Source organism: Streptomyces sp. WY228 (assembly GCF_019287315.1).
Lineage (GTDB): Bacteria > Actinomycetota > Actinomycetes > Streptomycetales > Streptomycetaceae > Streptomyces > Streptomyces caviscabies.
This window is the reverse complement of sequence record NZ_CP079114.1, coordinates 2042982-2059495: the sequence shown is the minus strand read 5'-3', so window position 1 is coordinate 2059495 and position 16514 is coordinate 2042982. Positions and strand designations below refer to the sequence as shown.

At 72.9% G+C, this 16514-nt stretch carries 12 protein-coding genes and 2 pseudogenes; 2 read left to right on the top strand and 12 right to left on the bottom strand.

Annotated features, from left to right (window positions below):
- Nucleotides 1-8: 8 nt before the first annotated feature.
- The 3 genes from KV381_RS08830 to lipB all read right to left on the bottom strand — a co-directional run bounded on the left by KV381_RS08830 (nucleotide 9) and on the right by lipB (nucleotide 2493).
- Complete coding sequence (locus tag KV381_RS08830) at nucleotides 9-209, bottom strand: hypothetical protein (RefSeq protein ID WP_003969591.1); 201 nt, start codon at nucleotides 207-209, stop codon at nucleotides 9-11.
- A gap of 269 nt (nucleotides 210-478) precedes the next feature.
- The gene (lipA, locus tag KV381_RS08825; protein WP_030080755.1) at nucleotides 479-1456 is read right to left on the bottom strand and encodes a lipoyl synthase; all 978 of its coding nucleotides are present in this window, start codon (nucleotides 1454-1456) and stop codon (nucleotides 479-481) included.
- Nucleotides 1457-1653: 197 nt separating this feature from the next.
- Nucleotides 1654-2493, bottom strand: coding sequence for a lipoyl(octanoyl) transferase LipB (gene lipB, locus KV381_RS08820; protein ID WP_218785013.1), 840 nt, complete (start codon nucleotides 2491-2493; stop codon nucleotides 1654-1656).
- A 359-nt stretch (nucleotides 2494-2852) separates the two neighbouring features.
- On the opposite strand from lipB, the gene KV381_RS08815 reads away from it, so the two are divergent.
- Nucleotides 2853-4433, top strand: coding sequence for a hypothetical protein (locus KV381_RS08815; protein WP_030080751.1), 1581 nt, complete (start codon nucleotides 2853-2855; stop codon nucleotides 4431-4433).
- 34 nt (nucleotides 4434-4467) lie between these two features.
- Here the strand turns inward: KV381_RS08815 and KV381_RS08810 are convergent, their stop codons facing one another.
- The 3 genes and pseudogenes from KV381_RS08810 to KV381_RS37040 form a co-directional block, all read right to left on the bottom strand.
- The gene (locus tag KV381_RS08810) at nucleotides 4468-5847 is read right to left on the bottom strand and encodes an FAD-dependent oxidoreductase (RefSeq protein ID WP_218785012.1); all 1380 of its coding nucleotides are present in this window, start codon (nucleotides 5845-5847) and stop codon (nucleotides 4468-4470) included.
- Nucleotides 5848-6026: 179 nt separating this feature from the next.
- Nucleotides 6027-6425, bottom strand: a pseudogene (locus tag KV381_RS08805) (DUF1731 domain-containing protein); the annotation flags it as partial.
- A 475-nt stretch (nucleotides 6426-6900) separates the two neighbouring features.
- Nucleotides 6901-7047, bottom strand: a pseudogene (locus tag KV381_RS37040) (epimerase); the annotation flags it as partial.
- 31 nt (nucleotides 7048-7078) lie between these two features.
- Between KV381_RS37040 and KV381_RS08795 the strand changes: the two are divergent.
- Entirely contained in the window at nucleotides 7079-7600 is a 522-nt protein-coding gene (locus tag KV381_RS08795) for a GNAT family N-acetyltransferase (RefSeq protein WP_218785011.1), read from the top strand.
- Between the two features lie 9 nt (nucleotides 7601-7609).
- Here KV381_RS08795 and KV381_RS08790 read toward each other — a convergent pair whose 3' ends face one another.
- The 6 genes from KV381_RS08790 to lpdA form a co-directional block, all read right to left on the bottom strand.
- A complete protein-coding gene (locus KV381_RS08790) occupies nucleotides 7610-8134 on the bottom strand; it encodes a DUF4240 domain-containing protein (protein ID WP_030622599.1) in 525 nt (174 codons plus the stop codon).
- A 62-nt stretch (nucleotides 8135-8196) separates the two neighbouring features.
- Nucleotides 8197-9180, bottom strand: coding sequence for a YafY family protein (locus KV381_RS08785; protein WP_030080741.1), 984 nt, complete (start codon nucleotides 9178-9180; stop codon nucleotides 8197-8199).
- Nucleotides 9181-9304: 124 nt separating this feature from the next.
- Nucleotides 9305-11977: a pyruvate dehydrogenase (acetyl-transferring), homodimeric type gene (aceE, locus tag KV381_RS08780; protein WP_218785010.1), complete on the bottom strand. Its 2673-nt coding sequence runs from the start codon at nucleotides 11975-11977 to the stop codon at nucleotides 9305-9307.
- 266 nt (nucleotides 11978-12243) lie between these two features.
- Nucleotides 12244-12867 (bottom strand): GntR family transcriptional regulator, encoded by a 624-nt coding sequence (locus KV381_RS08775; RefSeq protein ID WP_030080737.1) that lies wholly within the window; start codon nucleotides 12865-12867, stop codon nucleotides 12244-12246.
- A 148-nt stretch (nucleotides 12868-13015) separates the two neighbouring features.
- Nucleotides 13016-14821 carry a 2-oxoglutarate dehydrogenase, E2 component, dihydrolipoamide succinyltransferase gene (sucB, locus tag KV381_RS08770; protein WP_218785009.1) on the bottom strand — a complete coding sequence of 602 codons (1806 nt, stop codon included), beginning with the start codon at nucleotides 14819-14821 and terminating at the stop codon, nucleotides 13016-13018.
- A 62-nt stretch (nucleotides 14822-14883) separates the two neighbouring features.
- Nucleotides 14884-16272, bottom strand: a complete 1389-nt coding sequence (lpdA, locus tag KV381_RS08765; protein WP_030080732.1) for a dihydrolipoyl dehydrogenase — start codon at nucleotides 16270-16272, stop codon at nucleotides 14884-14886.
- Nucleotides 16273-16514 lie beyond the last annotated feature (242 nt).

Genomic DNA, 16514 nt, shown 5'->3' with positions numbered 1-16514 from the left:
GGAGCGACCTAGGAACGGTGGTCGGCCACGGCTTCCAGCACGTGCTGGGCCTCCACCCGGTCCTTGGCGCGGCGGCGGTCCTCCAGGACGGCCGTCCAGGCGTTGCGGCGGGCGGTGCGCTGGCCGCTGCTCAGCAGCAGCGACTCGACCGCGCGCAGGGCGGTGGTGACGGACGGAAGAGCGTGGGCGCGGACCGGTGCGGCCTGCATCGTGGTGTTCCCCCTCGGAAGGATGCGCCCCGGGGGCGCGGATGAGTGTGGGAAGCGGTGACGGCGGCGGCCGACGGAGTCGCCGCCGCACGTGTACCTAGGGTCACTGCTTGGTGTTACCAGCGCGTGACCGGGCGGTCAAACACCAATGAAGCCTTGATTCCGGTGGAGCGCACGCCGAAGCGGTCCGTACGCGTCCCCCACCTGCGGGGAGCGTACGGACCGCTTCGGTCACGCGGTGACGGCGTGGTGGTCGCTCGTGAGCGGATTCACACGGCCGGTGCGGGCTGGACGGTCCCGGCGGCGACGCCGCGCGCCTCCATCGCCTGCTGGAACAGACGCCCCGCGCGGTACGAGGAGCGCACCAGCGGACCCGACATCACGCCGGAGTAGCCGATCGCGTCGGCCTCGTCCTTCAGCTCGACGAACTCCATCGGCTTCACCCAGCGCTCGACCGGGTGGTGCCGCACGGAGGGGCGGAGGTACTGCGTAATCGTGATGAGCTCGCAACCTGCGTCGTACAGGTCCTGGAGCGCCTCGCTGACTTCCTCGCGGGTCTCGCCCATGCCGAGGATCAGGTTGGACTTGGTCACCAGACCGGCCTCACGGGCCCGGGTGATGACCTCCAGGGAACGCTCGTAACGGAAGCCGGGGCGGATCCGCTTGAAGATCCGCGGCACCGTCTCCACGTTGTGCGCGAGCACCTCGGGGCGCGAGGAGAAGACCTCGGCGAGCTGCTCGGGCTCCGCGTTGAAGTCGGGGATCAGCAGCTCGACCTTGGTCGCGCCGGCCTCCCGCTCCGCGGTGAGCGTGTGGATCTGGCGGACGGTCTCGGCGTACAGCCAGGCGCCGCCGTCCTCCAGGTCGTCGCGGGCGACGCCGGTGATGGTGGCGTAGTTCAGGTCCATCGTGACGACCGACTCGCCGACACGGCGGGGCTCGTCGCGGTCCAGCGCCTGCGGCTTGCCCGTGTCGATCTGGCAGAAGTCGCAGCGCCGGGTGCACTGGTCGCCGCCGATGAGGAAGGTGGCCTCGCGGTCCTCCCAGCACTCGAAGATGTTGGGACAGCCCGCCTCCTGGCAGACCGTGTGCAGCCCTTCGCCCTTCACCAGCTGTTGCAGCTGCTTGTACTCGGGGCCCATCTTCGCCCGCGTTTTGATCCACTCGGGCTTGCGCTCGATGGGGGTCTGGCTGTTTCGGACCTCCAGGCGCAGCATCTTGCGCCCGTCGGGTGCGACAGCGGACACTCCGGCTCCCCTTTGCTATCTGCTGCGTTGGATTCGCGGTTCGCATCGCAGTTCGAATGCGCTTTGGATTCTTTGGCGAACACCAGGGTACGCCCGTACATCAAACGGTCCTACGCCTGCCCAACCTGCGGCCGGCGGGGCCTATTCCCCGGTCGGCGGCGGTGGTCGGGGCTACCGGCCGGTACGGCCGGTCGGCCCTAGGCGGGTGCGGGCGCCGGGGCGGATGTCGGAGCCGGGGCCGCGGCCTTCGGCTGCTCCACCGCCCGCGGAGCGAGCTCCGCGTTCTCCAGGATGTCCCGCAGGTGCTTCTCGATCACCGGCAGCACCTCCTCGATCGTGATCTCCCGGCCCAGCTCGCCCGAGAGGGACGTGACCCCGGCGTCGCGGATCCCGCACGGCACGATCCGGTCGAACCAGGTGTTGTCCGGGTTCACGTTGATCGCGAAGCCGTGCATCGTGACGCCCTTGGCGACCCGGATCCCGATCGCGGCCAGCTTGCGGTCCTCGCGGCGCTGGCCGGCGTTGGACGGGGCGTACTCCGGGCCGTTCAGCCGCGGGTCGAACTCCTCGTCCTGGAGCCGCGGGTCGAAGTCCAGCGAGAGGCCGCCCAGCGCCTGGCGCTGCTCGACCGGGTCGCCGAGCACCCAGACGCCGCTGCGGCCCTCGACCCGGCTGGTCTCCACGCCGAAGTCGGCGGCCGTGCGGATCAGCGCGTCCTCCAGCCGGCGCACGTGCGCCACGACGTCGACCGGGCGCGGCAGCTTCTGGATCGGGTAGCCGACGAGCTGCCCGGGGCCGTGCCAGGTGATCTTCCCGCCGCGGTCCACATCGATGACCGGGGTGCCGTCCAGCGGACGCTCGCTGTCCGCCGTGCGGCGTCCCGCGGTGTAGACGGGCGGGTGTTCCAGGAGCAGACAGGTGTCCGGCACCCGGTCCTCGAACCGGTCCGCGTGCACCTCCCGCTGCTTCTGCCAAGCCTCCGTGTATTCGACGGCCTGTTCGCCGAAGCCCAGACGGACGAACCGCAGCTCGCTCACCGATGCCTCCCTAGGTGGGCCCCGCATGCCCGGAGGGGTGTCCCCGGGATGACGGCGCCCTGCACTGATCGCGCCCGCATCCACTGTACGGCCGTCGCCCGAACGGCCCCCCGGCAGGTGGAACGGCCGCATTCCGGGCAGGTCGGCCCCGCACTCATGGGCGCGCCGGACCCGTGTCCCACGGTCTCACCGGTCGCGCACTCATGTGCCGGACGTTTCCGTCAGCTCTGTCCGGAATCCTCACACGATCGGATGAACGTGGAGCAAAGGGCGGCGATGACCGCCCCGGTGGCCGCTAAATTCGCGCCGTTCCCAAGAGGGCTGCCCGTCCGGCCCCGAAGGCAGGAGACCGTACAGCGATGTCGGAACGACCCCCGCAGCGCACGCCCAACCGCCGACTCGCCTCACTCATCGCCGAAGCCGGGTTCTCGCACGCCGGTCTGGCCCGGCGGGTCGATCAGCTCGGCCTCGAACACGGCCTCGACCTGCGGTACGACAAGACCTCGGTCACCCGCTGGCTGCGGGGGCAGCAGCCGCGCGGCACCACGCCCGCGCTGATCGCCGAGGTGTTCACCCGGCGGCTCGGGCGACGGCTCTCCGCCCAGGACCTCGGGCTCGACGCCTGCGCGCCCGTCTACGCGGGGCTGGAGTTCGCGGCCACGCCCACCGAGGCCGTCGACATCGTCAGCGGCCTCTGGCGCAAGGACTCCGGTACGCACACGGAGCTGCGCAAGATCGCCTTCACCCCCGCCGGACTCGTCGTGCCCAGCCGTGACTGGCTGATCGGCCGCGCCGACGAATGGGTGGCCCGGGACGGCGGCGCCGCCCGCCGGGCCGGGGGAGAGGCCGGGGCCTCCGGGCGTACGGACGGGGCGTCGCGCACCGAGGGCCGGGGCCTGCCGCGCCCGGCCGCCGGACCGCTGCGGCCCACGCCCCCGGGCCCGCCCGCCACCCATCCGCCCGCCGCGCACCCGCCGACCGGGTCCGGTGCGCTGCCCGTGGTCCCGCGCCAGCGGCAGACGACCAGCGGCACCGGGCTGCGGGTCGGCGGCGGGGACGTCGCCGCGCTGCGCTCGGTCGGCGAACTCTTCCGCACCCTGGACCACGCGTACGGCGGCGGCCATGCCCGGCAGGCCCTCGTGCGGTATCTGGAGCACGAGGCCGAGCCGATGCTCCGGGGCACGTACGGCGAGGCCACCGGGCGGCGGCTGTTCGCCGCGGTCGCCGACCTGACCCGGCTGGCCGGCTGGACCTCGTACGACATCGCCGCCCACGGCCTCGCCCAGCGGTACTTCGTCCAGGCGCTGCGGCTCGCCCAGGCCGCCGGCGACCGCGGCTACGGCGCCTATGTGCTGATCACGATGAGCCGGCAGGCGGTCTACCTCGGGCACGGCCGGGAGGCCGTCCAGCTCGCCCGGGTCGCCCAGCAGGGGGTCGGCTCCTCCGCCCCGCCGCTCGTCCAGGCGCTGCTGCACGCGGTCGAGGCACGCGGCCACGGCGTGCTCGGCGAGGCGCGCTCCTGCACCGCCGCCGTGACCCGGGCCGAGCACGCCCTGGAGACCGCCCGCCCCGGCGACGAGGTGCCGCACTGGGCCCGCACCTTCGACGAGGCGCAGCTCGCCGACGAGCTGAGCCACTGCCACCGCGACCTCCAGCAGTACCGGGCGGCCGCCCAGCACGCCGAGCGGTCGCTCGCGCTGCGCGCCCCGGCGTACGCCCGGAGCAGACTGTTCTGCCGGGTGGTCCTCGCCTCGGCCCGCCTCGGCCTGGGCGAGCTGGAGCAGGCCTGCCAGCTGGGCGCGGAGGCGGCCCAGCAGGCGGCCGAGATGCGCTCGGTGCGCGCCACGGAGTACGTACGCGCCTTCGAGCGCAGCCTGGAGCCCTACCGGGACGCCGTCGCCGTACGCGGCTACCGCGACCGGGTCGCCGCCCTCGGCTGAGCCCGCGGGCGCGGCGGCGACCCGGCCCAGGGGCTCACGCCGCCCGGGGCAGGCTCCCCTCGTGGGCGCCGGGCACGGCCAGGTCGGTGAGGATCGCCTCCGCCGCCCGGCGGCCGGAGTGCAGCGCGCCCTGGACCGAGCTGGTGTCGCGGTGGTCGCCGCACACATACAGCCCGGCCAGCACCCGCACCGGCCGGCGCGGATCGTGCGGGGCCTCCATCGCGGGCACCGCCTCCGGGTCGTGGTGGGCCGCCAGCAGCTCCCAGCCGTCCGTCGGCACGCCGTACAGCGACGCCAGATGCGCCCGCACCGAGCGGTCCAGGTCCGGCGGCGGGGTGCCGAGCACCGTCGAGGTGATCAGCGCCCGGCCCTCCGGCGCCCGCGAGGGGTCCACCTCGCTCATGACCGCGGTGTACGCCACCGGGCCCGACCGGTCCCCGTCCAGCACCAGCGACCTGCCCGTCGGCGGCGGGGCGGGCGCGGTGTGGTGAAGGACCGTCACCGGGTGGAAGGACGGCACCCGCAGACCGGGCAGCAGCTCCGCCGCCGCCCCCGCGCCCGTCGCCAGCAGCAGCGAGCGGCACCCCAGCTCGCCGTGTTCCTTGGTGCGTACGGAGGTGATGTCGGCGGCCGTCACATGCACCCCGGTCCGGACCGTGCCCGGCGGCAGCGAGGCCGCCAGCAGCTCCGGCAGCGCGGCCGAACCGCCCGCGGGTACGCACAGCCCGCCGCGTGCGTAGTCCCGCAGCGCGAGATCGGCGCACCGGCTCGACGTGGTGAGGGCGGGGTCGCTGAGCAGTGTGGTGAGGAGCGGGCGCAGGACGCCGTCGACCGTACGGGCGGGCAGCCCGACGCCGGCCAGCGCTCCGGCGACCGTGCGCTCCGGGCGGGCCAGCAGCCGGTCCCGGGGGGTGGCCGCCAGCCGGGACAGCGCCGCGCCCAGCCGGGCCCGGTCGATCGCCCCGGCCACCGCACCGCCCCGGCCGCCGCCGCGCGCGGGAGCGCCGTGCTCGTGCCCGTACGCGCTCTGCGCCGCCCAGGGCGTGCGGTGCGCTCTGGGGGCGCTCGAACGGGTGCGTACGGCTTTGAGCGCGCCCCTCGCGCTCCGTATGTCGCCGGTGAGATGGCGGCGGCCCTCACTGTGGACCAGGAGCCCCGGCGCGAACTCCCGCAGCTCCGGGGCGCCGAGCCCCGGAGTTCCGGTCAGCTCGGGCCAGGAGGTGCAGAGCAGCGGGCCGAGCCGGTCCAGCCGGAACCCGTCCACCTCGTCGGTGGCGAGCCGGCCGCCCACCCGGGGCTCGGCCTCCAGGACACTGACGCCGAGCCCCGCCCCGATGAGCAGGTGGGCCGCTGACAGGCCGGCGATCCCGGCCCCGATGATGACCACGTCTGCGTGGTGTGCCGTGCTGCGCACGTGCCCCTCCCCGAGTCGGTGCGACTGGTGGGGGGCTCTTGCCCCCAACAGGCCCCCGGAATGCCGGAGTTCGCATCGAGGCTAGGAGGATGGCTGATACTGGGTCAGACGCGCGCCGGGGAGCACCGGGGCACGGGGTCGCACACGCCGCGCCGGGCGGGCCGCGAAGGGGCCGACGGTCAGCGCCGCGCGGCTCGGATCGCCCCGTCGATGCCGGGGAAGGCGAACGTGAAGCCGGAGTCGAGCAGCTTCGCCGGGAGCACCCGCTGACTGCCCAGCACATCCTCCGCGAACTCCCCGAGCACCAGCCGCAGCGCGGGCGCCGGCGCGGGGAACAGCGTCGGGCGGCGCAGCACCCGGCCCATCGCGGCGGTCACCTCGGCGTTGGTGACCGGCTCAGGACCGGTCAGGTTCACCGGCCCGGTCAGCGACTCGGTGTCCAGGATGTGGCGCAGCGCCGCGACGTGGTCGTGCAGCGCGATGAAGCTCCAGTACTGCCGGCCGTTGCCCAGCTTCCCGCCGAGCCCCGCCTTGAACAGCGGGAAGAGCCGCCCCCAGGCCCCGCCCTCGCGGCCGACGCATCGAGGCGGATGGCGTGCACCGTACGGTCAGCCGCGCCGGGGAGCACCGGGGCACGGTCCCACACGCCGCGCCGGGGCCGCGAAGGCCGACGGTCGCGCCGCGCAGCCGGATCGTCCCCGTCGTGCCGGGGAAGGCGAACGCAGCCGGAGTCGAGCAGCTCGCCGGGAGCACCCGTGTCGCCCAGCACATCCTCCGCGGACCCGAGCAGCCGCGACGCGCCGGCGCGGGGAACAGCGTCGAGCCGCAGCACCCGGCCCATCGCGGCGGTCACCCGGCGTTGGTGACCGGCTCAGGACCGGTCAGGTTCACCGGCCCGGTCAGCGACTCGGTGTCCAGGATGTGGCGCAGCGCCGCGACGTGGTCGTGCAGCGCGATGAAGCTCCAGTACTGCCGGCCGTTGCCCAGCTTCCCGCCGAGCCCCGCCTTGAACAGCGGGAAGAGCCGCCCCCAGGCCCCGCCCTCGCGGCCGACGACCAGGCCGGTCCGCGCGTGCACCGTACGGATGCCGGCCTCCTCGGCGGGGGCGGTGGCCGCCTCCCACTCCTCGCAGACCGAGGGCAGGAACCCCTCCCCGGGCGGCGCGCTCTCGTCCACCGGCCGGTCCCCGGTGTCGCCGAACACCGGGAACACCGCATGGCACAGTGACCCCATGGCCGCACTGACCCTCCGCCCCGCCCGCCCCGCCGTGCCCGCCGACGACGACGAGCTCGCCGAACTCGACCGGTCCACCTGGTCGACGCTGCACGCGGTCCTGCCGAGGCCGGCGCCTCCGTACGAGCCCTTCTTCGACGAGGGGCACGGGCCGGAGGACTTCCTCGTGGTGGAGGCGGAGACGGCGGACGGGCGGACGGGCATCGCCGGGTACATCCGGCTCGTCCCGCCCACCCCGCTCGCCGCCAACGCCCACGTGCGCCAGATACGCGGCCTCGCCGTGGCGAACTGGGCACGCGGGGCCGGAGCCGGGCGGGCCCTGCTGCGGGCCGCGTTCGCCGAGGCCCGCCGCCAGGGCGCCAACCGGATCACCCTGCGGGTCCTCGGGCACAACGACCCGGCCCGCGCGCTGTACGCCTCCGAGGGCTTCGCCGTCGAAGGGGTACTGCCCGGGGAGTTCTTCCTGAACGGGCGTTACGTCGACGACGTCTGCATGGGCCGCTCGCTCGGCCCCGCCTGACGGGCCCGGCTACGGGGTGGGCCCGAAGCGTTCCCACAGCTCGGGGAAGCGGGCGGCGAGCGCCGCCTCGTCCTCGAAGTCGACCGGGCTGCCCAGCGGCTCGGCGGGCTGCGGCGGCAGCCCCAGGTCCGGCGCGACCACCCCGGTGAGCTGCTCGTACGCCTCGTCGGCCGCGTACCCCAGGTCCTCGCCGTCGCCGTCGATCTCCTCGTCGAACTCGTCCAGCAGCTCCGCCAGGGCGTCCGGATCGTGCAGCGCCCCCTCGAAGACCTCCCGGCCCTGGCCGATCAGCCAGCAGCGGAACCAGTCGAACGCGTCGTCGCTCGCCCCGCCCAGCAGCACGGCCGCCGCACCCCACAGATCCCAGGCGTAGGCGCGGTTGTAGCGGGCCTCGAAGTGCCGGGCGAAGTCCAGCACGGAATCGGGATCGAGCTGCGTCAGCCGTTCCACCAGCAGGTCGGCGTGGTCCTCGGGGTCGCCGTCGGCGGCCTCGCGGGTGCTGTCGATGATCTCCCAGAATTCCGTTTCGTCCATCACGGGTCCAGCATCCAGCCTGCCGGGGGCTCCCGCACGCGCAGACACCGAATTGAAGCCTTTCAGCGATACAGCTCGCGCAGGCGTTCGGCCGCTTCGGTGAACCGCGCCCGCAGCTCCTCGGGCGCCACCACCTCCAACTCGGGCCCCAGCGCCAGCAGCTGGCCGTACGCCACGTCCAGGGATTCCACCGGCAGCGTGAGCGTCCGCCACCCGTCCGGGCCCGGCTCCGAGGCCTCCGCCAGCGCCGCCGCGGCCGCCGCCCGGTCACCGGCGTACGCGAGCATCCGCCCGCCGCGCTCGGACACCCGTACGGTCACCTCGGTCCGCAGCAGGGACCGGGCGAACCCGGCGGCCCGCTCCGCCCAGAACCCGGGCAGATCGAAGCTCTCGTCCCGCTCGAAGCGCTCGTCGGCGGGGTCCGCGGCGGTGAAGCGGTCGATCCGGTAGACCCGGAAGTCCTCGCCCGCCCGGGCACAGAGGTACCAGACGCCGGCCTTGAGGACGAGACCGTACGGAGCCAGCTCCCGCGCCACCTCCGTACCGGCGTGGTCGCGGCCCCCGCCCCGGCGGTAGCGGGCCCGCAGCAGCCGGTCGTCCCAGACCGCGTCGGCGATGGCGGGCAGCAGGTCGGGGGTCTCCGGCTCGTGGTACCAGGAGGGCGCGTCCAGGTGGAAGCGGCGGGCGGCGGAGGAGGAGGCGTCGCGCAGCGAGGGCAGCAGCGCCGCCGACACCTTGAGGCGGGCCGCCGATGCCGCGTCCTCCAGGCCCATCTCGCGCAGCGCCGCGGGCAGTCCGGAGAGGAAGAGCGCCTCCGCCTCGTCCCGGGCGAGGCCGGTCAGCCGGGTGCGGTAGCCGCCGACGAGCCGGTAGCCGCCGGCCCGGCCGCGCTCCGCGTAGACCGGCACGCCCGCGTCGGACAGGGCCTGCGCGTCCCGGGTGACCGTACGCTCCGACACCTCCAGCTCGGCCGCCAGCTCGGCGGCGGTCATCGCGGGGCGGGCCTGCAGGAGCAGCACCATCTTGATCAGCCGGGCAGCACGCATGGGCCCATTGTGGCGGCAGGGCGGACCCGTCCCCATGCGAAACCCCCGGCCGCCGGGCAGGCGCGCTGTCGGACGCGCCCGCCCGGTGACCGGGGGTTCGGCTGGGGTTCTACGGGAGCGGTGCTCAGATCCCGTAACGCTCCCGTGCCTCCTTGACGGCCGAGGCCGGGATCTCGCCGCGCTTGGCGAGCTGCGCCAGCGAGGCCACCACGATCGACTGCGCGTCGACGCCGAAGTGGCGGCGGGCCGCGTCGCGGGTGTCGGAGAGGCCGAAGCCGTCCGTGCCGAGCGAGGACCAGTCCTGCTCCACCCACTGGCTGATCTGGTCCGGGACCTGGCGCATCCAGTCGCTGACCGCGAGCACCGGGCCCGGCGCACCGGCGAGCGCCTGGGTCACGTACGGCACCTGCTGCTCACCGCGGAGCAGCGCCTCGTCGGCCGCCAGCGCGTCGCGGCGCAGCTCGCCCCACGAGGTGGCGGACCAGACGTCGGCCGTGACACCCCAGTCGGCGGCCAGCAGCTCCTGGGCCTCCAGGGCCCAGTGGATCGCCGTACCGGAGGCCAGCAGCTGGAGGCGCGGCGCGTCCGCCTTCGCGGGCGTGCCCTCCTTGAAGCGGTACAGGCCCTTGACGATGCCCTCCTCGACGCCCTCGGGCATCGCGGGCTGGGGCTTCGGCTCGTTGTAGACCGTCAGGTAGTAGAAGACGTCCTCGGCGTCGGGACCGTACATCCGGCGCAGACCGTCCTTGACGATCACCGCCACCTCGTACGCGAACGCCGGGTCGTAGTTGAGCGAGGCCGGGTTGGTGGCCGCGATCAGGTGCGAGTGGCCGTCCGCGTGCTGGAGGCCCTCGCCCGTCAGGGTCGTACGGCCCGCCGTGGCGCCGACGATGAAGCCCTTGCCGAGCTGGTCGGCGAGCTGCCACATCTGGTCGCCGGTCCGCTGCCAGCCGAACATCGAGTAGAAGATGTAGAACGGGATCATCGTCTCGCCGTGCGTCGCGTACGACGTGGCGGCGGCGATGAAGTCGGCCATGGCACCGGCCTCGGTGATCCCCTCGTTGAGGATCTGGCCGTCCTTGGCCTCCTTGTAGTACATCAGCTGGTCGCGGTCGACCGGGTCGTACGTCTGACCCAGCGGCGAGTAGATGCCGGCCGACGGGAACAGCGACTCCATACCGAAGGTACGGGCCTCGTCCGGGACGATCGGCACCCAGCGCTTGCCGGTCTCCTTGTCCCGCATCAGGTCCTTCACCAGGCGGACGAACGCCATGGTGGTGGCCATCTCCTGCTTGCCGGACCCCTTGTACAGGGCCTTGAACGCGCGCTCCTCGGGCTGCGGCAGCGGCGCGGAGGCGTGCAGCCGGCGGGCCGGGGCCGGACCGCCGAGGGCCGCGCGGCGCTCCTGGAGGTAGCGGACCTCGGGGGAGTCGGCGCCGGGGTGGCCGTAGGGGACCAGACCGTCCTCGAAGGCGCTGTCGGAGATCGGGAGGCCGAGCAGCTCGCGCATGCCCTTGAACTCGTCGATCGACAGCTTCTTCATCTGGTGGTTGGCGTTCTTGGACTCGAAGCCCTTGCCGAGCGTGTAGCCCTTGACCGTCTGGGCCAGGATCACGGTCGGCGCGCCCTTGTGCTCGATCGCCGCCCGGTACGCCGCGTAGACCTTGCGGGCCTCGTGGCCGCCGCGCGAGGTGTAGAAACACTCGGCGATCTTCGCGTCGGTGAGCAGTTTCGCCAGCTCGACGAGGGCGGGCTCGGCGCCGAAGAAGTGCTCGCGGATGTAGGCGACGTCGCGGGTGGCGTACGTCTGGAACTGTGCGTCCGGGACCTCGCGCAGCCGGCGCAGCAGCGCACCCTGGGTGTCCAGCTGGAACAGCTCGTCCCAGGCGTTGCCCCAGAGCGTCTTGACGACGTTCCAGCCGGCCCCGCGGAACTGCGCCTCCAGCTCCTGGACCACGCGGAAGTTGGCGCGGACCGGGCCGTCGAGGCGCTGCAGGTTGCAGTTGATGACGAAGGTCAGGTTGTCGAGCTGCTCACGGGCCGCCAGCGCCAGGGCGGCGGTCGACTCGGGCTCGTCCATCTCGCCGTCGCCCAGGAAGGCCCAGACGTGCGAGTTGGCGGTGTCCTTGATGGAGCGGTTGGCCAGATAGCGGTTGAAGCGCGCCTGGTAGATGGCCGAGAGCGGGCCGAGGCCCATCGACACGGTGGGGAACTCCCACAGCCAGGGCAGCCGCCGCGGGTGCGGGTAGGAGGGCAGACCCTCGCCGCCCGCCTCCTGGCGGAAGTTGTCGAGGTGCTGCTCGGTGAGCCGCCCGTCGAGGAAGGCGCGGGCGTAGATGCCGGGGGAGGCGTGGCCCTGGATGTAGAGCTGGTCGCCGGAGCCGTCCCCCTCCTTGCCGCGGAAGAAGTGGTTGAAGCCGGTCTCGTAGAGCCAGGCCGCCGAGGCGAAGGTGGCGATGTGGCCGCCGACCCCGAACCGCGCACCACGGGTCACCATCGCGGCCGCGTTCCAGCGGTTCCACGCGGTGATCTTCGATTCCATCTCCAGGTCGCCGTCGAACGCGGGCTCGGCGGCGGTCGGGATGGTGTTGACGTAATCGGTCTCCAGCAGCTTGGGCAGCGCGAGACCGGCGCCCTCGGCGTGCTGCAGCGAGCGGCGCATCAGGTACGCGGCGCGGTGCGGGCCGGCAGCCTTGGTGACGGCGTCCAGGGAGGCCGCCCATTCGGCGGTCTCCTCGGGGTCACGGTCCGGGAGCTGGTCGAGCTCGCTCGGAAGCTTTCCTACGGGGTCGGTCATGATCGCCGCCTTCCGGAGAGGAGGGGGGTGGAGAAGGCTCTATCTGGCAGGACAGAGCGATGGGGCCGGTGGGCCCGCGAGTGAACTGTAAGGCGCTGATCGATGATCGATCAAAGGATTGAAGGCAAAACTTCTCGATACGAAGAAAAGTGGCATGGGGTGCCTCGAAACAGGGCACGGAGTGACGCGAAATAGCGTGCAAATAGGGCGCTGACCTGCACGGAAGAGCAGGTCGCGCACCAGATGATCGGAGCCTCGCGGACGGGTCAGGCGCGCGGCGCGCAGCCCAGCACATGCGCCTTCACCAGGGCCCCGATCTGCGGGTCCTCGGCGAGGAACGCGTCGATGAGCGCCTGGTGCTCCTCCGCGTACGACTTCTGCACCGTGCCCAGCCAGCGGATCGACAGGGCCGTGAACACCTCGATGCCCAGCCCCTCCCAGGTGTGCAGCAGCACCGCGTTCCCGGCGGCCCGCACCAGCTCCCGGTGGAAGCCCACCGTGTGCCGCACCTGCGCCTCGCCGTCGGCCAGCCGGTCCGCCTCGTACAGCGCGGCCACGTGCGGGGCCAGCGCCGAGCAGTCCTGGCCGAGCCGGGGGGCCGCCAGCTCGGCCGCGATCTGCTCCAGGCCGGCCCGGACCGGGTAGCTCTCCTCCAGGTCGGCGGCGGTCAGATTGCGGACCCGGACGCCCTTGTTGGGGGCCGACTCGATCAGCCGGAGCGTCTCCAGCTCGCGCAGCGCCTCGCGCACGGGCGTCTGGCTGACCTCCAGCTCGGTGGCGATCCGGCGCTCCACGATCCGCTCGCCCGGCTTCCAGCGCCCGCTGACGATCCCCTCCACGATGTGCTCGCGGATCTGTTCGCGCAGCGAGTGGACGACGGGCGGGGTCATGAGGTGCTCCTTCAGGGCAGACCGGTGCTGCCTACATCATCACGGTGGCGGTAGGCCTCCCGGGCTGTTTAGACAATACGGCGGCGCCCCCGCCCGGAAGGGTTCCGGACGGGGGCGCCGCTGGTGAGGCTGGTTACAGCGGGGGCGCTCACAGGCCGAGCTCGACCTCGAACTCACCGGCCTCCAGGATCGCCTTGACCGAGGTCAGGTAACGGGCGGCGTCCGCGCCGTCCACCAGACGGTGGTCGTAGGAGAGCGAGAGGTACGTCATGTCGCGCACCGCGATGGTCTCGCCGAGGTCCGGGTGGTCGATGACCACCGGACGGCGGACCGTCGCGCCGATGCCCAGGATGGCGGCCTGGTTCGGCGGCACGATGACCGTGTCGAACAGGGCGCCGCGCGAACCGGTGTTGCTGATGGTGAAGGTGGCGCCGGACATGTCGTCCGGCGTCAGGCCGCCACCGCGCGCCTTGCCCGCGAGCTCCGCGGTCTTCTTGGCGATACCGGCGATGTTCAGGTCGCCCGCACCCTTGATGACCGGGGTCATCAGACCCTTCTCGGCGTCCACGGCGATGCCGATGTTCTCCGAGTCGAAGTACGTGATGGTGCCCTCGTCCTCGTTGATCCGGGCGTTGACGACCGGGTGGGCCTTCAGCGCCTGGGCCGCCGCCTTCACGAAGAACGGCATCGGGGACAGCTTGACGCCCTCACGGGCGGCGAAGGAGGCCTTCGCCTGGTTGCGCAGCTTCATCAGCTTGGTGATGTCGACCTCGAGGACCGAGGTCAGCTGGGCCTGCGAGTGCAGCGCCTTCATCATGTTCTCGCCGATGACCTTGCGCATGCGGGTCATCTTGACCGTCTGACCGCGCAGCGGGGACGCCTCCAGCTTCGGCGCCTTGGCGGCCGCCGGAGCAGCAGCCGGAGCCGGGGCAGCGGCGGCGGCCTTGGCGGCCTCCGCGGCGGCGACGACGTCCTGCTTGCGGATGCGGCCACCGACGCCGGTGCCCTTGACCGAGCTCAGGTCCACGTTGTTCTCGGACGCGAGCTTGCGGACCAGCGGCGTGACGTACGCGCCGTCGTCACCGGTGGGCGCGGCCGGGGCGGCCGGCGCCGGGGCGACGGGGGCGGGCTGCGCCGGAGCCGGGGCCGGAGCGGCGGGAGCCGCCGGGGCCTGGACCGGAGCCGGAGCCGGGGCGGCCGGAGCCGGGGCGGCCGGAGCCGGGGCGGCCGGAGCCGGAGCGGCGGGGGCGGCCGGAGCCGGGGCGGGGGCCTCCTGCTTCGGGGCCTCCTGGACCGGGGCGGCGGGCTGCGCCGGAGCGGCGGCGGCCGGAGCGGCGCCCGGGGCGCCGATGACGGCGAGCTTGGCGCCGACCTCGGCGGTCTCGTCCTCGCCGACCACGATCTCCAGCAGCACACCGGCGACCGGGGCGGGGATCTCGGTGTCGACCTTGTCCGTGGAGACCTCCAGCAGCGGCTCGTCCTCGGCCACCTCCTCGCCGACCTCCTTGAGCCAGCGGGTGACGGTGCCCTCGGTGACGCTCTCGCCGAGCGCCGGGAGGGTGACGTCGGTGCCGGACGCGCCACCGGCCGGGGCGGCGGCCGGAGCCGGGGCCTCGGGAGCCGGAGCGGCGGGGGCCTCGGCAGCCGGGGCCGGAGCCTCGGCGGGGGCGGCGGGGGCCTCGGCGGCGGGGGCCGCGGCCTCGGCCGGAGCGCCCGAGCCGTCGTCGATGACGGCCAGCTCGGCGCCGACCTCGACGGTCTCGTCCTCGGCGACCTTGATGGAAGCCAGCACACCGGACGCGGGGGCGGGGATCTCGGTGTCGACCTTGTCGGTCGAGACCTCGAGCAACGGCTCGTCGGCCTCGACGCGCTCGCCCTCGGCCTTCAGCCAACGGGTGACAGTGCCCTCGGTGACGCTCTCGCCGAGCGCCGGAAGGGTTACGGAAACCGACATGGTTTCAGTTGCTCCTTACGAAAATGCGGAAGTGGTCGGTCGTCGCGCCCGGGACCGGGGGATCAGTCGTGGGCGTGGAGAGGCTTGCCGGCCAGCGCCAGGTGAGCCTCGCCCATCGCCTCGTTCTGCGTCGGGTGTGCGTGGATGAGCTGGGCGACCTCGGCGGGCAGCGCCTCCCAGTTGTAGATCAGCTGGGCTTCGCCGACCTGCTCGCCCATGCGGTCGCCGACCATGTGGACGCCGACCACGGCACCGTCCTTGACCTGGACGAGCTTGATCTCGCCCGCGGTCTTCAGGATCTTGCTCTTGCCGTTGCCCGCGAGGTTGTACTTGAGGGCGACGACCTTGTCCGCGCCGTAGATCTCCTTGGCCTTGGCCTCGGTGATGCCGACGGAGGCGACCTCGGGGTGGCAGTACGTCACCTTGGGCACGCCGTCGTAGTCGACCGGGACGGTCTTGAGACCGGCCAGCCGCTCGGCCACCAGGATGCCCTCGGCGAAGCCGACGTGGGCGAGCTGGAGGGTCGGGACGAGGTCGCCGACGGCCGAGATCGTGGGCACGTTGGTCTGCATGTACTCGTCGACCAGGACATAGCCGCGGTCCATCGCGACGCCCTGCTCCTCGTAACCGAGGCCCTGCGAGACCGGGCCGCGGCCGATCGCGACCAGCAGCACCTCCGCCTCGAAGGTCTTGCCGTCGGCGAGCGTCACGCGGACGCCGTCCTGGGTGTACTCGGCCTTGTCGAAGAAGGTGCCGAGGTTGAACTTGATGCCGCGCTTGCGGAACGCGCGCTCAAGAAGCTTGGAGCTGTTCTCGTCCTCGACCGGGACGAGGTGCTTGAGGCCCTCGACGATGGTGACCTCGGTGCCGAACGACTTCCACGCCGAGGCGAACTCGACGCCGATGACGCCGCCGCCGAGCACGATCGCGGACTTCGGGACGCGGTCCAGCTTCAGCGCGTGGTCCGAGGAGATGATGCGGTTGCCGTCGATCTCCAGGCCGGGCAGCGACTTCGGCACGGAGCCGGTCGCCAGCAGCACGTGGCGGCCCTGGACGCGCTGGCCGTTCACGTCCACCGAGGTGGGCGAGGAGAGCTTGCCCTCACCCTCGATGTAGTGGACCTTGCGCGAGGCGATGAGACCCTGGAGACCCTTGTACAGGCCCGAGATCACCTCGTCCTTGTACTTGTTGACGGCCTCCATGTCGATGCCCTCGAAGGTGGCCTTCACGCCGAACTGGGCCGACTCGCGGGCCTGGTCCGCGATCTCGCCCGCGTGCAGCAGCGCCTTCGTGGGAATGCAGCCGTTGTGCAGGCAGGTGCCGCCGACCTTGCCCTTCTCGATCAGGGCGACGTCCAGGCCCAGCTGCGCTCCGCGCAGGGCCGCGGCGTAACCGCCACTGCCACCGCCGAGGATCACTAGGTCGAAAACGGTGCTGGCGTCGTTCGCCACGTCACGTCCTCCATGCATGTGCGCCGTACGCCGGGCCCCGTCGCTGGGGTGTGACCGGCCGGTCGGCTGGTGTGCGGCCGCTTTTGTCTTCGGCCCTGTGGTGGGGGCCCTGTCCTGCCGAGAACCCATCTTCGCACTTGTCGACGGTGGGCGGGACGCGGGGCCCGGGTCCGGGACGGACGATCATCCGTTCCGGAGGGTTACTGCTGCGTAGATACCTACGGATTCGGTCGGTGTTCGTC